The organism is Pantoea sp. C1E2 (genome assembly GCF_056491465.1).
On sequence record NZ_JBSZHT010000004.1, the window covers coordinates 822,102 to 837,501 of the forward strand.

General features: G+C 50.1%; 18 protein-coding genes. 13 read left to right on the plus strand and 5 right to left on the minus strand.

Translation table 11 applies throughout. From position 1 onward, the window contains the following. Positions 1-75 precede the first annotated feature (75 nt). Positions 76-276, plus strand: coding sequence for a hypothetical protein (locus ACXI0A_RS25315; protein ID WP_224932928.1), 201 nt, complete (start codon positions 76-78; stop codon positions 274-276). A 113-nt stretch (positions 277-389) separates the two neighbouring features. On the opposite strand, the gene ACXI0A_RS25320 is transcribed toward ACXI0A_RS25315, so the two are convergent. After that, positions 390-782 (minus strand): NirD/YgiW/YdeI family stress tolerance protein, encoded by a 393-nt coding sequence (locus tag ACXI0A_RS25320; RefSeq protein WP_476146217.1) that lies wholly within the window; start codon positions 780-782, stop codon positions 390-392. 385 nt (positions 783-1,167) lie between these two features. Between ACXI0A_RS25320 and ACXI0A_RS25325 the strand changes: the two genes are divergently transcribed. After that, positions 1,168-1,293, plus strand: a complete 126-nt coding sequence (locus ACXI0A_RS25325; RefSeq protein WP_255352476.1) for a hypothetical protein — start codon at positions 1,168-1,170, stop codon at positions 1,291-1,293. A 71-nt stretch (positions 1,294-1,364) separates the two neighbouring features. On the opposite strand, the gene ACXI0A_RS25330 is transcribed toward ACXI0A_RS25325, so the two are convergent. Further along, positions 1,365-1,619, minus strand: a complete 255-nt coding sequence (locus ACXI0A_RS25330) for a hypothetical protein (RefSeq protein ID WP_234465385.1) — start codon at positions 1,617-1,619, stop codon at positions 1,365-1,367. Between the two features lie 218 nt (positions 1,620-1,837). Between ACXI0A_RS25330 and lepB the strand changes: the two genes are divergently transcribed. Beyond that, positions 1,838-2,773 carry a signal peptidase I gene (lepB, locus tag ACXI0A_RS25335; protein WP_476146214.1) on the plus strand — a complete coding sequence of 312 codons (936 nt, stop codon included), beginning with the start codon at positions 1,838-1,840 and terminating at the stop codon, positions 2,771-2,773. A gap of 41 nt (positions 2,774-2,814) precedes the next feature. On the opposite strand, the gene ACXI0A_RS25340 is transcribed toward lepB, so the two are convergent. Then, positions 2,815-3,000 carry a con-10 family general stress protein gene (locus ACXI0A_RS25340; RefSeq protein WP_084931166.1) on the minus strand — a complete coding sequence of 62 codons (186 nt, stop codon included), beginning with the start codon at positions 2,998-3,000 and terminating at the stop codon, positions 2,815-2,817. Between the two features lie 199 nt (positions 3,001-3,199). Between ACXI0A_RS25340 and ACXI0A_RS25345 the strand changes: the two genes are divergently transcribed. The 5 genes from ACXI0A_RS25345 to ACXI0A_RS25365 all read left to right on the plus strand — a co-directional run bounded on the left by ACXI0A_RS25345 (position 3,200) and on the right by ACXI0A_RS25365 (position 9,042). Beyond that, on the plus strand, positions 3,200-3,802 hold the full coding sequence (locus tag ACXI0A_RS25345; protein WP_476146212.1) for a LuxR C-terminal-related transcriptional regulator: 603 nt from the start codon (positions 3,200-3,202) through the stop codon (positions 3,800-3,802). A gap of 206 nt (positions 3,803-4,008) precedes the next feature. Then, positions 4,009-4,689 (plus strand): response regulator transcription factor, encoded by a 681-nt coding sequence (locus ACXI0A_RS25350; RefSeq protein WP_479485310.1) that lies wholly within the window; start codon positions 4,009-4,011, stop codon positions 4,687-4,689. A 147-nt stretch (positions 4,690-4,836) separates the two neighbouring features. Next, a complete protein-coding gene (locus ACXI0A_RS25355; RefSeq protein WP_476146210.1) occupies positions 4,837-5,559 on the plus strand; it encodes a DUF1275 family protein in 723 nt (240 codons plus the stop codon). Between the two features lie 204 nt (positions 5,560-5,763). Then, positions 5,764-7,632 carry a PTS beta-glucoside transporter subunit IIABC gene (gene bglF / locus ACXI0A_RS25360; protein ID WP_476146209.1) on the plus strand — a complete coding sequence of 623 codons (1,869 nt, stop codon included), beginning with the start codon at positions 5,764-5,766 and terminating at the stop codon, positions 7,630-7,632. A gap of 15 nt (positions 7,633-7,647) precedes the next feature. Further along, positions 7,648-9,042, plus strand: coding sequence for a 6-phospho-beta-glucosidase (locus tag ACXI0A_RS25365; protein WP_476146207.1), 1,395 nt, complete (start codon positions 7,648-7,650; stop codon positions 9,040-9,042). 30 nt (positions 9,043-9,072) lie between these two features. On the opposite strand, the gene licT is transcribed toward ACXI0A_RS25365, so the two are convergent. After that, a complete protein-coding gene (gene licT / locus ACXI0A_RS25370; protein WP_476146205.1) occupies positions 9,073-9,936 on the minus strand; it encodes a BglG family transcription antiterminator LicT in 864 nt (287 codons plus the stop codon). Positions 9,937-10,276: 340 nt separating this feature from the next. Here licT and fliD point away from each other — a divergent pair, with 340 nt between their 5' ends. The 4 genes from fliD (at position 10,277) to ACXI0A_RS25390 (ending at position 13,132) form a co-directional block, all read left to right on the plus strand. Continuing rightward, positions 10,277-11,689, plus strand: a complete 1,413-nt coding sequence (gene fliD / locus ACXI0A_RS25375; protein ID WP_476146203.1) for a flagellar filament capping protein FliD — start codon at positions 10,277-10,279, stop codon at positions 11,687-11,689. 159 nt (positions 11,690-11,848) lie between these two features. Next, complete coding sequence (locus ACXI0A_RS25380) at positions 11,849-12,460, plus strand: ATP-dependent Clp protease proteolytic subunit (protein ID WP_476146201.1); 612 nt, start codon at positions 11,849-11,851, stop codon at positions 12,458-12,460. 25 nt (positions 12,461-12,485) lie between these two features. Then, entirely contained in the window at positions 12,486-12,800 is a 315-nt protein-coding gene (locus ACXI0A_RS25385) for an ArsR/SmtB family transcription factor (RefSeq protein WP_224932939.1), read from the plus strand. Next, positions 12,797-13,132: an SRPBCC family protein gene (locus ACXI0A_RS25390; protein ID WP_476146199.1), complete on the plus strand. Its 336-nt coding sequence runs from the start codon at positions 12,797-12,799 to the stop codon at positions 13,130-13,132. The genes ACXI0A_RS25385 and ACXI0A_RS25390 overlap by 4 nt, the downstream gene beginning before the upstream one ends. Before the next feature lie 3 nt (positions 13,133-13,135). On the opposite strand, the gene ACXI0A_RS25395 is transcribed toward ACXI0A_RS25390, so the two are convergent. Then, positions 13,136-13,543: a MarR family transcriptional regulator gene (locus tag ACXI0A_RS25395; protein WP_476146197.1), complete on the minus strand. Its 408-nt coding sequence runs from the start codon at positions 13,541-13,543 to the stop codon at positions 13,136-13,138. 81 nt (positions 13,544-13,624) lie between these two features. Here ACXI0A_RS25395 and ACXI0A_RS25400 point away from each other — a divergent pair, with 81 nt between their 5' ends. Continuing rightward, complete coding sequence (locus ACXI0A_RS25400) at positions 13,625-15,397, plus strand: chloride channel protein (protein ID WP_476146196.1); 1,773 nt, start codon at positions 13,625-13,627, stop codon at positions 15,395-15,397. The last annotated feature ends 3 nt before the right edge of the window (positions 15,398-15,400 follow it).

Here is a 15,400-nt window from a genome sequence, read left to right on the forward strand (position 1 = left end):
TAGTAAACGATAAATATTAATTTCTGTTGCAAATAGTAGACTATAGTTAAAAAACCATTATTTGTGAGGTGATTTATGAAAAATCATAATGTAAATGAACACCATAAAAAGGAAGGCGATGCGCACAAAGGCCTTCCTGAGGCGGCCCCGAATGCAGGAAATGCCTATGAAGAAGATGATCATCCTGCCAAAGATAATCCCGAAGAACATGGCGAGATTCCGCGCACGCGCGATGACAGTAAAGATCATAAGCATGATCCTTTTCAGGACAAATAACCTGCCTGGAACTGGATTGGATTTTTACGTGCAGTAACGATCTCTGTCATTATAATAATGCGAGAGTGGCACCTCAGCCAATATGATGTGGCTGAGGTGTGCAAATGATGGGGTCAAGGTTCATCTATCCTTGAGACTTTTAAGTGAGCACTTTCCCCTTTTCCAAAGACTTTCCCGCTGACTCGCACTTTATCCTCAGCATTAAAGGTTTTACCCTTAAAAGTACTGACTGGTGCATCAATATTCACCGTGCCTGAACTATCTCGAAATTGATAGGTATCACCCTTAATCTTGTGGGTGATGTAGCCTTCAAGCGTGACATATCCACCCTGGCGAAAGTCTTTAATCAGCGTGACGGGAGTTTCGCCCGTATCTTCTGAGCCTTTATAACCGGCATCCTCTTTATTTTGTGGCGGTGGCGTTTTACCCGCCTCAAAACCTCCCGTTTCAGCGTATGTGCCAAAACTAAATGATAACAGTAACGCAACCCATGCGGCTTTATGCATATCTCATCTCCTGAGATGAATGTGTAAGGCTTAAGCCTGGCACAGATCAGGGAAAGTAAACGCAGCCGCAGTGTAATTACGTCTTCAAACGTCGAAAATTGAGCACATGCAGTAGCTTGAAAGAGAGTGGGTTGTTTAAATGATAAGGTGACGGTTATCGAGCATAAAGTTCGAAATGCGGTTTATACAATTTGTTCTCTTGTTTTAAAAAAAAACAGAGCCGAAGATAAACGAAGCACGTAGTAAAGAAAATCCACTTTACTAGTGGCGCGCTGTTTTTAAAAAATATCTTACGCTTGATTCACAGAATCGGTTATTTACTGCATCGCTTTAATCATCACCTAACTAAACTACCTATACCCAATCAGGGTGAATGGAGGTATGTATGTCAGAACGTCCCGATCCAGATGATGTTAAGCCACTGCCTGGCGACGATTTGCCTTTGCCCGATGAAGAGGACGATGAGACTGACGATCGTGGTTTACCTGATGATCAAAAACCCATTATCTGATTCTCAATACAGAGCCGCTGCTGCGGCTCTTTCGATCCATCTGAAGGTAACTTTTGTTGCAGAAAAAAGGTTCAATCATTGGATGATGTATCATCTTTGATGTATTGGCGCATCGCTTCATGCATGGCACGATTACGATCTACCTCAAGTCCCCGCTCTTCATACTCTTTAGCCATATTAATAATGACTTCATCATACTTACCTTTGAAGCTAATGTTGTTCAACGCAACCTGTTTAATCATCAGCTCGCGCAATACATCGGTTTCAATCTTTAACCGCTGCACGGTTTCCTCAAGTTCCTTTATTCTTTCTTCAGCTGACATCATCGCTCCTTATTAAAGTCTGTTGATTAAGCAAACCACCGTATTGAAATGAATATCGCATTGAAAGGCTTATAACTCAAGCCTCTGCTTTGCAGCCATAATAAGCGAGACGTAAAGCACAGATGGGAGAGCGAGAGCATAACGTTTGGTTTATATTGACGGCGCATATTCATGATCCGTATTGACTCACGCGGATAACACAGCTGCGCTGGAACCGACTTATGATGAACATCTTTGCCCTGATTCTGGCTATTGCTGTGGTTTTTAGTGGATTGAGTTGGGCCTACAGGCTTGCTGTAACAACACGTGGCAGTGCTGATCAGGTTAGCGCTGAAGCATCGGCCTTGCAGCAGAACAAGACTCAGCGTCTTCCGGGCTGGCTGGACACGCCCGCATCTCTCTTTCCGCTGCTCGTCATCGTATTACTGGTTCGGGCATTTGGCTGGGAACCTTTCCGCATTCCTTCTGGGTCAATGATGCCTACGTTGCTAACGGGTGACTGGGTGCTGGCCGATAAATATTCGTATGGGCTACGAAATCCCTTCAATCAGAAAACGTTAATCGCTACCGGGCATCCAAAACGCGGTGATATTGCGATTTTTACCTTTCCGCAGGATGAAACGCAGTTGTTTATCAAACGTGTGATCGGGTTACCTGGTGACAAAGTGATATTTAATCCCGCGACGCAACAGCTCACTATTTTGCCAGCCTGCAAGGCTGACCAACCTTGTGTGGCTCCGTTAGCCATTCACTACAGCGCACTCAAAGCGGGCGAATTTGTGGAAACGGCTGGCGCGCATCCGGGCTTCTATGTCAGGCCCGTTGGGGAGGAATCAGCCTCTGAACAGCGTTTACTGGTGGGCACAGAAACGCTGGCGGGTGTAACGCATCGCATTTTGCAGAAGCCTGAATTGACTGATTCAGCCTCGCAGTTTTTCCATCAGCCGGGTCAGCAGCCTGGCGAGTGGATAGTACCGGCGAAGAGCTATTTTATGATGGGCGATAACCGTAACAACAGTTATGACAGCCGCTATTGGGGATTTGTGCCTGAGCATAATTTGGTGGGCAAAGCGGTCGCGATTGGATTTAGCATGGAAAAACAGGAAGGGCAGTGGCCAACGGGTTTGAGGCTGGCTCGCATTGGACGCATTCATTAGGAGGAGATGCCAGTCCCTGGCAGAACAAATCCTAAAGCGCTTTACTCAGACTTTGTTGGAGGACGGCGACTTATCTTGCCTCCTTTCCGACCCGCTTCAACGGCGCGTTCAGGGTCGTTTCTGAAGTTGCCTCCACTGGCTTTGCCTCCCGCTTTTCCAGCTTCTTTTGCTCGTGCCGGATCGTTAGCAAAATTCCCTGCACCGCCTCTGTAGCTCTGTTGTTTCATAGGAAGACCTCATATCAATGTTCCGTGAGAGATAAGGACTAGCTAGTCACCCCATAATTCTAGTGCGCCGTTGCGGCTTCGCCAGCGCAGGATAATTAATTTTTTTGTAGTCGTTATCGTACGTAAAAAGAAATATTGTCCGATTTAAAATGCGCTTTATTCACGATTAAATGTTTTTTTAATCGTTCAAGTAATAAACATGAAAATATTAAATGTTGATGCCGATTGCTGGGCTGCATTAGGGTTGAAAAAGTTATTCATATCCCGTGAGGTTCAAGTCACAAACTGCGCCTCTTTTTGTGAAGCAAAACGTATTCTGATTGAACAACCTATTGATGTGATGATTATTGAGTTAAAAACGGCAGTTGATGATATAGAATCTTCCTACGCATTTTTACGTCTGTTACAAGCACTCTATCCGCGTATTAGCGTGCTGGTACTTACAGAGATATGTGATGCGGCAATCCTCAATTTTTTTGCACGTGAACTTAAATCAGTGGTCATTCTGACAAAAAAATCCTCGCTAGCCAGTATCGTTCAAAGCGTCAATTCACTTGCTGAAAAGAGCCCACCTGCGTCAACGCGTGGTAGTGTACCAACGCTCTCTCTGCAAGAATTTAACATGCTAAAATGGCTGGCTCACTACAGCAGTCAGCAGGATATTGCTTTGCGTGTCAGACTCAATAACAAAACCATAAGCCACTACAAGCGGTCAATTTATTTGAAACTGAATTGCGAGAATAATGTTCAGTTTCATCATCGGCTTACGCAATACGGGTTTAATCGGCCCCCTGTCGGATAGTATTTTTTACCTTTATGTCCCGTCTCTTTCAGCCAGGTGAGCACGCTCAGCTAACCCCTACAAATTAATTGGCAATGTATGACGCTAATCTCATCTTACAAGACTGGCACAACAGGGATTTAAGCCAGATGATCTCCGTGGCAAATATAAGCCAGTGGTGACTCAGGGAGGCTTAGGTGAATAGCGTAAAAGGAAATAAAGTGACGGTGGCGTTATTGGATGATCATCCGATGATGCTACTGGCGATGGAAATTGCCATCGCTAAACAACCGGATCTGCAGATCTCAGGCAGTTTTTGCCACAGCCGTGATTTGTTGGCCTACCTGCAACAGGAACCTATCGATGTGCTGGTGCTGGATTATATTCTGGGCAGCGAGGAATTAGATGGGCTCTCACTCATCAAACAGATCCTTTCACGCCATCCTGATTTGGGCATTTTACTTTACTCTTCCATGGAAAATTTGGCGGTCATCCGTGCTGCTTTTATGCGGGGAATTAAAGGTTATCTCTCCAAGCGCGAACCGGCGCCCACCTTGCTGTACGCTATTCGCGTGACCGGGCGCGGGCAGTGTTTCATTCCAACCAATATTGAGTTTGAGCTGGCCAAAATGCCCTCACGCAGGCGTACCGTGGTTGATTGGGTGCCACCTTCTGCATCATCTAATCCATCCAACCTACCTGAACGTTCCCGGCTTGAAACCTTACTCTCACCACGTGAAGCCGAAGTGATGCGCTGCGTACTCGACGGCATGCGCAATCACGAGATTGCCGATAAATTTAAGCGAAGTCGAAAAACCATCAGTGGTCACAAGCAAGCTGGATTGAAAAAGCTCGGTATCAACAGCGATCTTGAGCTGTTTAAATATCACGCTGATCTTTTCCGCTAATAGAGAAGACTTGATCTGTGGTGTATGGACAATGCTTTCGCGGCGGTGACAAGCCGCTGTAAAATGCCATTGCTGCCTTTGCCTGATACTTGAGTATTCCAGCCCGCAGGAGGAAGATATTCCACTTTGCCAGGGCCGGGAATAGCCATGCTGATCACATCTGAAAACACGCGCACCTTTAATACCGACATTCGTCTCGCCTGCACGCTGGCTGCCGTGGCGGGTGCGCTCAACACCGCTGCATTTGAAACCGTCGGCTTTTTCTCCGCCAATATGACGGGCAACGTCTCATCCCTTTCCGACCATCTGGCGAAAGCGAATCTGCATGTCGGATTGTTTTTCCTTCTGATCGTGCTGCTCTTTATTGCAGGTTCTTCCGTCTCGACCCTGATTATCAACTCAGGACGCAGACGACAGATTCGCGGGATTTATGCCATCAATATCCTGCTGGAAGGCGTGGCATTACTGGTGTTGGGCGTCATTGAGAGTTGGTTCAGCTTTAGCCAATCAGGCGTGTTGCTGGTTCTCAGCTTGAGTTTTCTTATGGGGCTACAGAACGCTGTGGTGACGCGCATTTCCAACGCTCGCGTGCGCACCACCCATGTCTCCGGCACCGCCACTGATATCGGCATTGAGCTGGCCATGCTGTTTGATGTTTTGCGCCGAAAAGAATCTTCGAAAGATGCGCCGCTCTATCTTGAACGTTTAAAACTGCATTTCTTCACGGTGATGGCTTTCCTGCTCGGCGGAGTATTGGGCATTCTGCTGCTTAATGCGTTGAGCTATAAACTGTTGATTCTGATTGGCGTGATGCTCAGCTTGCTGGCGCTATCGACATTGCAACGTGCCGGACAGGTAATGCACTCCTGAACAATATTGACCTACTTCACACTTCTCAAAGCGATTTTAGAAAACTGCTTGCCACTTTTCGGCAATGCTCCGCAAGATGGCCTGCGTTAATGATTGTTACTGTTCGGCAGGCAAAACCTGAGGCGCGCCCTTTCTCGATAGAAGAGGGCGCGCCTCAGGTTTTTTTTTGCGCGAAATTCGGGGCGTTTTGCAGGAGAAGGGAAGATGCAATATCAGGAACTGGCAGATGAGATCGTGGCCGGCGTAGGTGGAAAAGAGAACATCATCAGCGTGATGCACTGCGCAACGCGCCTGCGTTTCAAGTTAAAAGAGAGTCAAAAAGCGCATACCGCCGAGTTGAAAAATAATTCTGGCGTGATCATGGTAGTGGAGAGCGGTGGACAGTATCAGGTGGTCATCGGCAACCAGGTGGCAGAGGTCTACCGTGCCTTAACGGCACGTTATGCACTCGATCAGGCCGATAACGTGGAGGACAGCGCGCCGCAAAACCTGTTTGCCCGTTTTATCGATTTGGTTTCCGGTATTTTTACGCCGTTTATTGGTGTGATGATCGCCACCGGCATCATTAAAGGCCTGCTGGCTTTGGCGCTGGTGCTCGGCGTGATGGATGCGAGCAGCGGCAGCTACAAAGTACTGTTTGTTGCCAGTGATGGACTGTTTTACTTCCTGCCGATCCTGCTCGGCTACAGCGCCGGGAAGAAATTTGGCGGTAACCCTTTTGTCAGCATGGCGATTGCTGCGGCGCTGGTGCATCCGTTGATACTTGAAGCGATGCAACAGCAGCAGGCAGGGAAGCCACTGACCTTTGTCGGTATCCCGCTGGAAATCCTTAATTACAGCTCCTCGGTGATTCCGATTATCTTTGCTGCATGGGTATCAAGCCTGATTGAGCGCTGGGTGCATCCGCGTTCACCCGGTGCGGTGCGCAACTTCACCACGCCGCTGGTGTGCTTATTAATCACCGTTCCGCTGACCTTCCTGGCGATTGGACCCGCAGCGACCTGGCTCAGCCGCTTGCTGGCTGAAGGGTATCTTTGGATTTACAGCCTCAGCCCAATGGTTGCGGGAGCGGTGATGGGTGCCATCTGGCAAATCTGTGTGATATTTGGTCTGCACTGGGGCCTGGTGCCGATCATGCTTAATAATTTAGCCAACTTCGGTCACGACACCTTACTGCCACTGTTGATGCCAGCAGTTTTAGGACAGGCGGGCGCAACGTTAGGGATCTTCCTGCGAACACGAGATGTCAAACTCAAAGCGATGGCGGGATCGGCGTTCAGCGCCAGCATTTTTGGCATCACTGAACCAGCAGTGTATGGCGTCACGCTGCCACGTCGTCGTCCGTTCATCTTCGGCTGTATCGGTGGCGCCTTAGGTGCCGCCATTCTGGGCTTCTGGCACACCACCATTTACTCCTTTGGCTTCCCCAGCATTTTCACGTTTATTCAGGTCGTGCCAAGTACGGGTATTGATGCCAGCGTGGTGGCCTCTTTTGCCGGTGCGGCAGTCGCGCTAGTTTTCGCCTGCGTCATGACTTATGTGTTTGGTTTACGGGAGTCTGCGCCACAACCCGCTATTTCTGAACCAGCCGCCGCTCCCGCGCCTGCGACATTAACGCGCCGCGAAAGCGTGGTTAGCCCGATTGCGGGTGATGTGTTGCCGCTGGAGAAAGTCAAAGATGAAACCTTCGCCAGCGGTTTACTCGGCAAGGGCGCGGCCATTCTGCCGCAAGTGGGCCGTGTGGTATCGCCGGTCAATGGCGTGGTGTCATCCATGTTTCGTACCGGACATGCGATTGGCCTGACGTCAGATCAAGGCGCGGAAGTGCTGATTCATGTTGGACTCGATACCGTCAAACTCGATGGGCAGTATTTCCATCCTCAGGTGCAAAACGATCAGCCAGTGAAAGTGGGCGATGTGCTACTGGAGTTTGATATTGAGGCGATTAAAAACGCTGGATTCGACCTCACCACACCGGTGCTGGTGAGTAACAGTGATGATTTTATTGATGTGTTAACCCTGAACAACAGCGCAGTGAGTGAAGGCTCGCCGCTGCTGGCCGTGCTGAAATAACCAAGGAGCAAGTAAATGACTTCACGTTTCCCGGATGCATTTTTATGGGGTGGCGCCGTGGCTGCCAATCAGGTAGAAGGTGCCTGGCAGGAGGGCGGTAAAGGGCTATCGACCTCGGATCTGCAACCCAAAGGTATTTTCGGCGCCCGCGTTGAACGCGCTGGTGATGATTTTGGTATCAAAGACACGGCGATTGATTTCTATCATCGCTTCCCGGAAGACATCAAGCTGTTCGCGGAGATGGGCTTTACCGTACTGCGCACTTCGATTGCCTGGACACGTATCTTCCCGCAGGGCGATGAAGCTCAGCCAAACGAAGAGGGGCTGGCCTTTTACGATCGTTTATTTGATGAGATGGCGAAATACAACATCACGCCACTTGTGACGTTGTCACATTACGAAATGCCTTACGGCTTGATCCATAAATACGGCGGCTGGGGCAATCGCATCACTATTGATTGCTTCGAGCGCTATGCGCGCGCGGTCTTCACTCGCTTCCAGCACAAAGTGAAGCTGTGGCTGACGTTCAATGAAATCAATATGTCATTGCACGCGCCCTTTACCGGCGTCGGATTACCGGAAGAGAGCGATCAACAGGCGATCTATCAGGCGATTCATCACCAACTGGTGGCGAGCGGCCGCGCCGTACAAGCCTGCCATGAGATTGTGAAGGACGGTAAGATCGGCAATATGCTACTGGGTGCGCTGCTCTATCCGCTCAGCTGCCGTCCAGCCGATGTGCTGGAAACGCTGCAGCAGAATCGCGAGTGGTTATTCTTTGGTGATGTGCAGGTGCGCGGTGCCTATCCGGCTTACATGAAACGCTTCTTTGCCGATCGCGGAATCACGGTCACCATCACGGATGAGGATAAACGCGACCTGCGCAACACCGTGGATTACATCTCCTTCAGTTATTACATGACCGGTTGCGTCACCACCAATGAAGAAGAGAACCAAAAAGCGCAGGGCAATATCTTGTCGATGGTGCCGAATCCGCATCTCGCCAGCTCAGAGTGGGGATGGCAGATTGATCCGGAAGGTCTGCGTATTCTGCTTAACATCTTGTACGACCGTTATCAGAAGCCGCTATTTATTGTGGAAAATGGCCTGGGTGCCAAAGATGTGGTTGAGGCCGATGGCAGCATCAATGACGATTACCGCATCCAGTATCTGAATGATCACTTAGTGCAGGTACGGGAAGCGATTGAAGATGGTGTGGAAGTGATGGGCTACACCTGCTGGGGACCGATTGATCTGGTCAGCGCCTCTAAAGCCGAGTTCTCTAAGCGTTACGGCTTTATCCATGTTGATCGCGATGATGCGGGCAACGGCACGCTCGAGCGCTCGCGTAAAAAGAGCTTCTTCTGGTATCAGGATGTGATCCGCAGCCACGGCGCGGCATTGAAGTAATCCCGCTAACGGGCGCGCTGGCGCCCGTTTTCACGCCTCGTCAGCATCTTCCTGCAACGCTAACGTCTCTTTGCGCACTCGCTCAATATGGATGGTAAGAAACATGCGTTCTTCAGCTGAGAGAGCATAGAGATATTTTTGTTGGATATGGCCGTCGATTTTCACCGCGCATTGATAAGCAATCGGATATTTGTCGCGCACCACATCATGCAATGACTCATCTTCGCTGCACACGCCACGTTTCCCCAGCATGCGCTGGGCAAAGAATTTCAGATGGTTGACGAAGCGGTTATAGCTCAGGCTGTCGGTACGGTAATCCAGCTGCAACCGATACTTCACGATGTGCAAAATCTCCTGCATAAACTGCGTTACATGAGAGACATCGGCAAAATCGCTGCCCAGCTGTGCGTTGACCAAATGCAGGGCGATAAAGCCTGCTTCATCGTCAGGCAACGCCACACCAAGGCGTTTGTTGATCAGTGCCAGTGCTTCCATGCCAATCGCGAACTCATTAGGGTAGAGCGTTTTGATCTCCCACTTCAGCACATTGCGAATCGGAATGCCTTGTTGATGACGCTCAATGGCGAAATGGCAGTGATCGCACAACGCAATCGAAAGGCTCTCATGAAGCGGCTGACCTAGCTGTTGACGCGCGTTGGCGATGATTAGCTCGCTGGTGGTGATGACTTCCAGCGGGATATCAGAAAGCAACTCGCTCAGCCTTCCTGTCAGGGTGTCATTCTGCAGCGCGAAGACTTTCTCAATCTGCTGCGCATCCAGCGCATCACCCACGCGCTTCTGAAAAGCCAGCCCGCGTCCCATCACCACCTGCTCTTTGCCGTTCTCGCCCAGTATGACCACGACGTTGTTATTGAGGATTTTCGCGATTTTCATTTTTATCAGCCCTGAAAAAGAAAAAACCTGACCCACCGGGAGGGCGGCGTGTCAGGTTTTGCCTGCGTTTGCGCGCAGTAACAATCTGGCGAGATCATAAGCCGCTCTGCGATTCCGACAAGCATACTGACAGTTAAATGTGAGACACGTCATGTTTTATTGCGGTGCAAGGCGATGGGAGAGAAATAAGGCAATGGCTCCTGAAGCCGCGTCTGCACTGATGTTGTGCAAACTGTAAGGTTGTTCGTAAGGATATAGTAAAGAAATGATCAGGTTTTCTTAAAGGTTTGCGTTAAGTCGCCGATAGTACCGTAACGTCAAAATAACAGGAGTTACGTACATGGCCGGGATTTCAACTTTAGGTGTGGGTTCAGGACTGGGTTTAAGTACCATTTTGGATAAGCTGACCGCCGCTGAAAAACAGTCACTGACGCCGATTTCCAAGCAGCAGTCTGCCGCCACGGCGAAGCTTTCTGCTTACGGCACACTTAAAACCGCGATTCAGGCTTTTCAGACGGCTAACACCAAATTAAAGGATGCGAGCCTTTATACGGCGACCAGTACGACTTCCAGTTCGAGTGCATTCAGCGCCGATACCAACGGCAGCGCACTGGCGGGTAAATACACCATCAGCGTGCAGCACCTGGCGCAGTCGCAAACCCTGACCAGTGAAAAAGCCACGGATGTTAAATCTGCGATAGGTAGCGATGCTGATTCGCGCATCATTAAGTTTGTCACTGCGGACGGTAAAGAGAAGAGCATCACGCTAACTAAAGACCAAACATCTTTGTCCGCGCTGCGCGATACCATTAACAAATCTAATGTGGGGATCAGCGCCAGCTTAATTAAGGTGTCGGGAACGGAGTTCCGTTTGTCATTGACGTCAACCGCCACCGGAACTGAGCATGCGGTGAAATCATTAAGCGTGACGGGAGACGACACGCTGCACGGTTTTATTGGTTTCGATGCCGCTGATACTGCAAACAGTGGCCTGAAGCAGAGCGTGGAAGCGCAAAACGCCAGCCTGACCGTTAACAACGTCGCGATTGAAAGCAGCAGCAACACCGTCACCGATGCGGTGGAAGGCATCACGCTGAAGCTCAACGATCAAACCAGCGGTAATCAGACCCTGACGGTAAGCAGTGACACCGGCAAAGCAAAAACCGCCATCACCGAATGGGTTAACGCTTATAATTCGCTGCAGGACACCATTGGAACCTTAACCAAATACACCGCGGTAGATGCAGGGAAGGATCAGGACAGCAAAAACGGTGCGCTGCTGGGTGACGGTACGCTGCGCAATATTCAAACCCAGCTGAAAAGCATTCTGTCTAACTCCTCAGGTTCGTCAGTCTATAAAACTCTGAGCCAGGCGGGCATTACCACCGATCCCACAGACGGCAAACTGAAGCTGGATGCCGATAAGCTGACCACTGCGCTGCAGGTCAGACCGGATGCGGTGCGTGACATGTTTTCCGGCGATGGCAAGAAAACCGGGATTACCACGGTATTAGACACTACCTTTACGGCTTTCCTGAGCAGCAAAGGCGTAATCCAGGGTGCCACTGACAGTATCAGTAAGAAGCTGAACCAGCTGACCGAACAATACAACACCACCAGTAAACGTATTGATGACAAAATTGCGCGCTACAAAACGCAGTTCACCAATCTGGATAAGATGGTCAGTGTGTTGAACAACACCAGTACTTATCTCACTCAGCAGTTCGAGAGCACCAATAGCAGCAAGAAATAATTCTCCCGCCAAATTATGAAACTCAGGGCACTTGGTCTGTGCCCTGAAGTTGACGCATGTTTTGCCAACCTATTTTCAAATCATGGTGGCAAGCGCTCGCTCAATAGATAAGTAACTGCTAATGTGTTTGGGTCTCTATCCTTTTTGCGGAGTTATCCCATGCGCTACCACGATACCGAAACTTCTCAACCTCCTTCTGCTGCACCACTCAACCCATCATTGATGGAACACCTGATCAACGCCCGCAAGATTTTCATCACCGGCACCGTGGATGAAAAAATGGCTAAAGAGGTGTTGCAGCACCTGCACATTCTCGCCGCCATCAATGCTAATCCCATCACAATCTTCATCAACTCTCCCGGCGGTCATGCTGAATCGGGCGATATGATTTTTGATGCCATCCGTTATATTGCACCCGAAGTGATCATGATTGGTTCTGGTTGTGTAGCCAGTGCTGGTGCGTTGATTTATGCCGCCGCAAAAAAAGAAAATCGCTATGCGTTGCCCAACACCCGTTTCATGCTGCATCAGCCTTCCGGTGGTATGCAAGGCCCCGCCAGCAATATGCAGATTTACAGCAATGAAATCGTGCGCATGAAAAATCGTCTTAACCACATCTTCGCGGATGCCACCGGACAGGCGATTGCGAGGATTGAGCAAGATACTCAGCGTGACTTCTGGTTGAGTGCGGAACAAGCAGTGGAATACGGTCTGGTGTCGAAAGTGATCATCACTGAGCAGGACATCGCCGCGCATTATCTTGCCGCTTAAATAAGCCAGTGCTAATGTTATCGACATGATTGAAAATGCGATATTCAAAGCGCTGGCGGATCCGACCCGCCGTGCCATATTTGAAAAGTTGTCGGTGGGGCGCATGAACGCGACATCACTGCGAGACGGCATGGAGATTAGCCAGTCGGCAATGTCTCAGCATCTTGCCGTATTGCGCGGTGCGGGATTGGTGCGTGAAGAGCGGCAAGGGCGTTTTGTTAACTATGAAGTTGATCCGGTGGGCATGACTTTTTTGGTTAATTGGTTGGCCAAATACCGTGCTTTCTGGCCAACGCGCATTGATGCCCTAAACAGTTTGCTGAAGGAGATGGATCAATGAGTGAAGCCGGGAAATCCAACCAACTGGTACAAGAGTATCAACTTGATGCGCCGCCGGAGAAAGTGTGGCGCGCTATCAGTATTGCGGAGTACCGGGAAGCCTGGCTGCCCAACTCCGTATTAGCCGAAGCTGAACCTGTTGCCAGCGATCCTGGAAAATCGATCCATTACCGGTTACGTGATGACACGCCACCCTATCTGGAAAGTGACGTGACGTTTCTCATCGCGTCGGATGACGCGGGCGGCACTCTGTTAACTATCGTACATCGCCTGAATGAACAGCACTTACCAGCTGCTAACGATGATGGGATTACGCTGATGCTGGCGGCATAACGCCTAACAAAATTGACTAATCATCGAAATCAACATGGGTTTTAAATTGCTCAATTCTTCCAGATGAGCGAGCGAGAGCGACTCCAGTAGTTGCTCCGCTTCCACTGTTAATCGCATAAAGGTCTTACGCTGATCCGTTGGATCTGACTCACGCAAGACGAATCCTGCCTCTTCTAAACGACTTAGTAATCCTGAAGCGCTATGCGGTTTCAACATCAATCGTTCAGCCACATAACCCACCGTGGCATTACCCAATGCGGTGCCGCGAATCGTCAGCAGCGCCTGATGCTGTTGCGGCGTCAAGCCCACACTGCGTGCCTGAGTTTCGCTAAAGGCCATAAAAGTCCGCAAGGTCGCGCGGAAATCTGCCAGTAACGCATAATCGGCGTCGTTCATTTTGGGTTGTGACATGTTGAAAACCTTTCAATGTTGAATTTATATCGTAATGCGATGTAAATTGCGCATCTCAATTATGTTACCAGGAGCAACATTATGCGGGACACGCTGTCCGATGCCCCACATCGACCCAAACTTTCTGACCACACCGTGACGAGGCGCGTCATTATACTCGCGCTCATGGGCATTCTGATAGGAACCGGCGGCGCGTTTGGTGCCATCGTTTTACTGCATCTCATCGCCTTGATGACCAACCTCTTCTGGTATCACCAGTTCTCGTTTGCTGAGCACATCATGCCAGGTAATGCTAATGCGCTCCACATTGTGGCTGCTCCTGTGATTGGCAGCCTGATCATTGGTGTGATGGCGCGATTCGGGTCAGAGAAAATTCGCGGCCACGGTATTCCCGAAGCCATTGAAGCCATTCTTTATGGTGAAAGTCGAATGTCGCCTAAGGTGGCGGTGCTTAAACCTCTCTCCTCTGCGGTGTCGATTGGTAGCGGTGGTCCATTCGGTGCAGAAGGGCCGATAATCATGACTGGCGGCGCTATCGGCTCTTTATTTGCTCAGTTATTTCATCTCAGCGCGGCGGAACGTAAAACCCTGCTGGTGGCGGGCGCGGCTGCGGGCATGACCGCCATTTTCAATGCTCCTATCGCAGCAGTATTACTGGCGCTGGAGGTGTTGTTGTTTGAATGGAAGCCACGCAGCTTTATTCCGGTGGTCAGTGCGGTGCTGGTTTCCTGGTGTTGGCGCAATGCGCTGATTGGCACTGGCGCCATTTTCCCTTTCCAGTGGGTGACGCATCTGCAACCGATGCAACTCATCGTGGCGGTCGGTATAGGTGCGCTGACTGGGGTTATCGCTGTTGCGCTGTCGAAAAGCCTGTATCGACTTGAAGAGTGGTTCCATCAATTGCCTGTCCACTGGATGTGGTGGCCTGCACTGGGTTCAGTGTTCGTGGGGATTGGTGGCATTCTTCAGCCACGCGTTTTAGGTGCCGGTTATGTCAGTATCCAGAATTTGTTAGATGGCTCGCTGGCAATCAACATCATTATTTCGCTGCTACTGGTAAAAAGCATCGTCTGGCTGATCTCGCTGGGTTCAGGGACTTCTGGTGGCGTAGTCGCGCCGTTGCTGATTATTGGTGGCGCGGTGGGTGCGATGGTGGCCCATCTGTTGCCCGGCTACGGTGGCATGCTAGTGATGGCAGGTATGGCGGGGATTCTCAGTGGTGCCATGCGTGCACCCTTGACCGGTACCCTGTTTGCTGTGGAAGTGACAGGCCATTTTGACTTATTACCGGTGGCATTAGGTGCTGCGGTAGCTTCGTATGCCGTCAGCGTATTAATGATGCCTCGCTCGATTTTTACAGAACGTCTTGCACGCCGTGGACACCACATTGTGCAGGAGTATGCCACCGATACCCTGGAAACAACCAAAGCGCGACAAATTATGTCCTTAGCACCAGCAACTTTGCTGGACACGACACCTCTGGAGCAAGTGATCGCCATCATGAGCGATGTGCGCGCGCATCCCCACTATCCGGTCGTGGATGCGCAAGGGCGCTTTATCGCGGTGGTTTCACGCAAAGAGATGGTTCACTGGCAACGCCTGCAGCATGCTGATACGACTTTGCAGGCGTTGATGGGTGAACAACCGCAAATGAGCGCTGATCCTGATACTTTGTGCAGCCACATTGCCGACTATCTCTACAGCGAGGAGGTAGGCATGGTGGTGGTCACCGATGCAGAATCTGGTCAGGTAAAAGGGGTGATTACACGCCATGATATTTTCCGCGTGCGTTATCTGGCACAACAGGCGGAGAGTTTCAAAGTGCGATATTTTGGTTCGCGCAAGTCAGCTTAGAAA

Bases quoted from the DNA above. Each gene is read 5' to 3' on its own strand.
- ACXI0A_RS25315 (WP_224932928.1), top strand. From the start codon at position 76: ATGAAAAATCATAATGTAAATGAACACCATAAAAAGGAAGGCGATGCG.
- ACXI0A_RS25320 (WP_476146217.1), bottom strand. From the start codon at position 782: ATGCATAAAGCCGCATGGGTTGCGTTACTGTTATCATTTAGTTTTGGC.
- ACXI0A_RS25325 (WP_255352476.1), top strand. From the start codon at position 1,168: ATGTCAGAACGTCCCGATCCAGATGATGTTAAGCCACTGCCTGGCGAC.
- ACXI0A_RS25330 (WP_234465385.1), bottom strand. From the start codon at position 1,619: ATGATGTCAGCTGAAGAAAGAATAAAGGAACTTGAGGAAACCGTGCAG.
- lepB (WP_476146214.1), top strand. From the start codon at position 1,838: ATGATGAACATCTTTGCCCTGATTCTGGCTATTGCTGTGGTTTTTAGT.
- ACXI0A_RS25340 (WP_084931166.1), bottom strand. From the start codon at position 3,000: ATGAAACAACAGAGCTACAGAGGCGGTGCAGGGAATTTTGCTAACGAT.
- ACXI0A_RS25345 (WP_476146212.1), top strand. From the start codon at position 3,200: ATGAAAATATTAAATGTTGATGCCGATTGCTGGGCTGCATTAGGGTTG.
- ACXI0A_RS25355 (WP_476146210.1), top strand. From the start codon at position 4,837: ATGCTGATCACATCTGAAAACACGCGCACCTTTAATACCGACATTCGT.
- bglF (WP_476146209.1), top strand. From the start codon at position 5,764: ATGCAATATCAGGAACTGGCAGATGAGATCGTGGCCGGCGTAGGTGGA.
- ACXI0A_RS25365 (WP_476146207.1), top strand. From the start codon at position 7,648: ATGACTTCACGTTTCCCGGATGCATTTTTATGGGGTGGCGCCGTGGCT.
- licT (WP_476146205.1), bottom strand. From the start codon at position 9,936: ATGAAAATCGCGAAAATCCTCAATAACAACGTCGTGGTCATACTGGGC.
- fliD (WP_476146203.1), top strand. From the start codon at position 10,277: ATGGCCGGGATTTCAACTTTAGGTGTGGGTTCAGGACTGGGTTTAAGT.
- ACXI0A_RS25380 (WP_476146201.1), top strand. From the start codon at position 11,849: ATGCGCTACCACGATACCGAAACTTCTCAACCTCCTTCTGCTGCACCA.
- ACXI0A_RS25385 (WP_224932939.1), top strand. From the start codon at position 12,486: ATGATTGAAAATGCGATATTCAAAGCGCTGGCGGATCCGACCCGCCGT.
- ACXI0A_RS25390 (WP_476146199.1), top strand. From the start codon at position 12,797: ATGAGTGAAGCCGGGAAATCCAACCAACTGGTACAAGAGTATCAACTT.
- ACXI0A_RS25395 (WP_476146197.1), bottom strand. From the start codon at position 13,543: ATGTCACAACCCAAAATGAACGACGCCGATTATGCGTTACTGGCAGAT.
- ACXI0A_RS25400 (WP_476146196.1), top strand. From the start codon at position 13,625: ATGCGGGACACGCTGTCCGATGCCCCACATCGACCCAAACTTTCTGAC.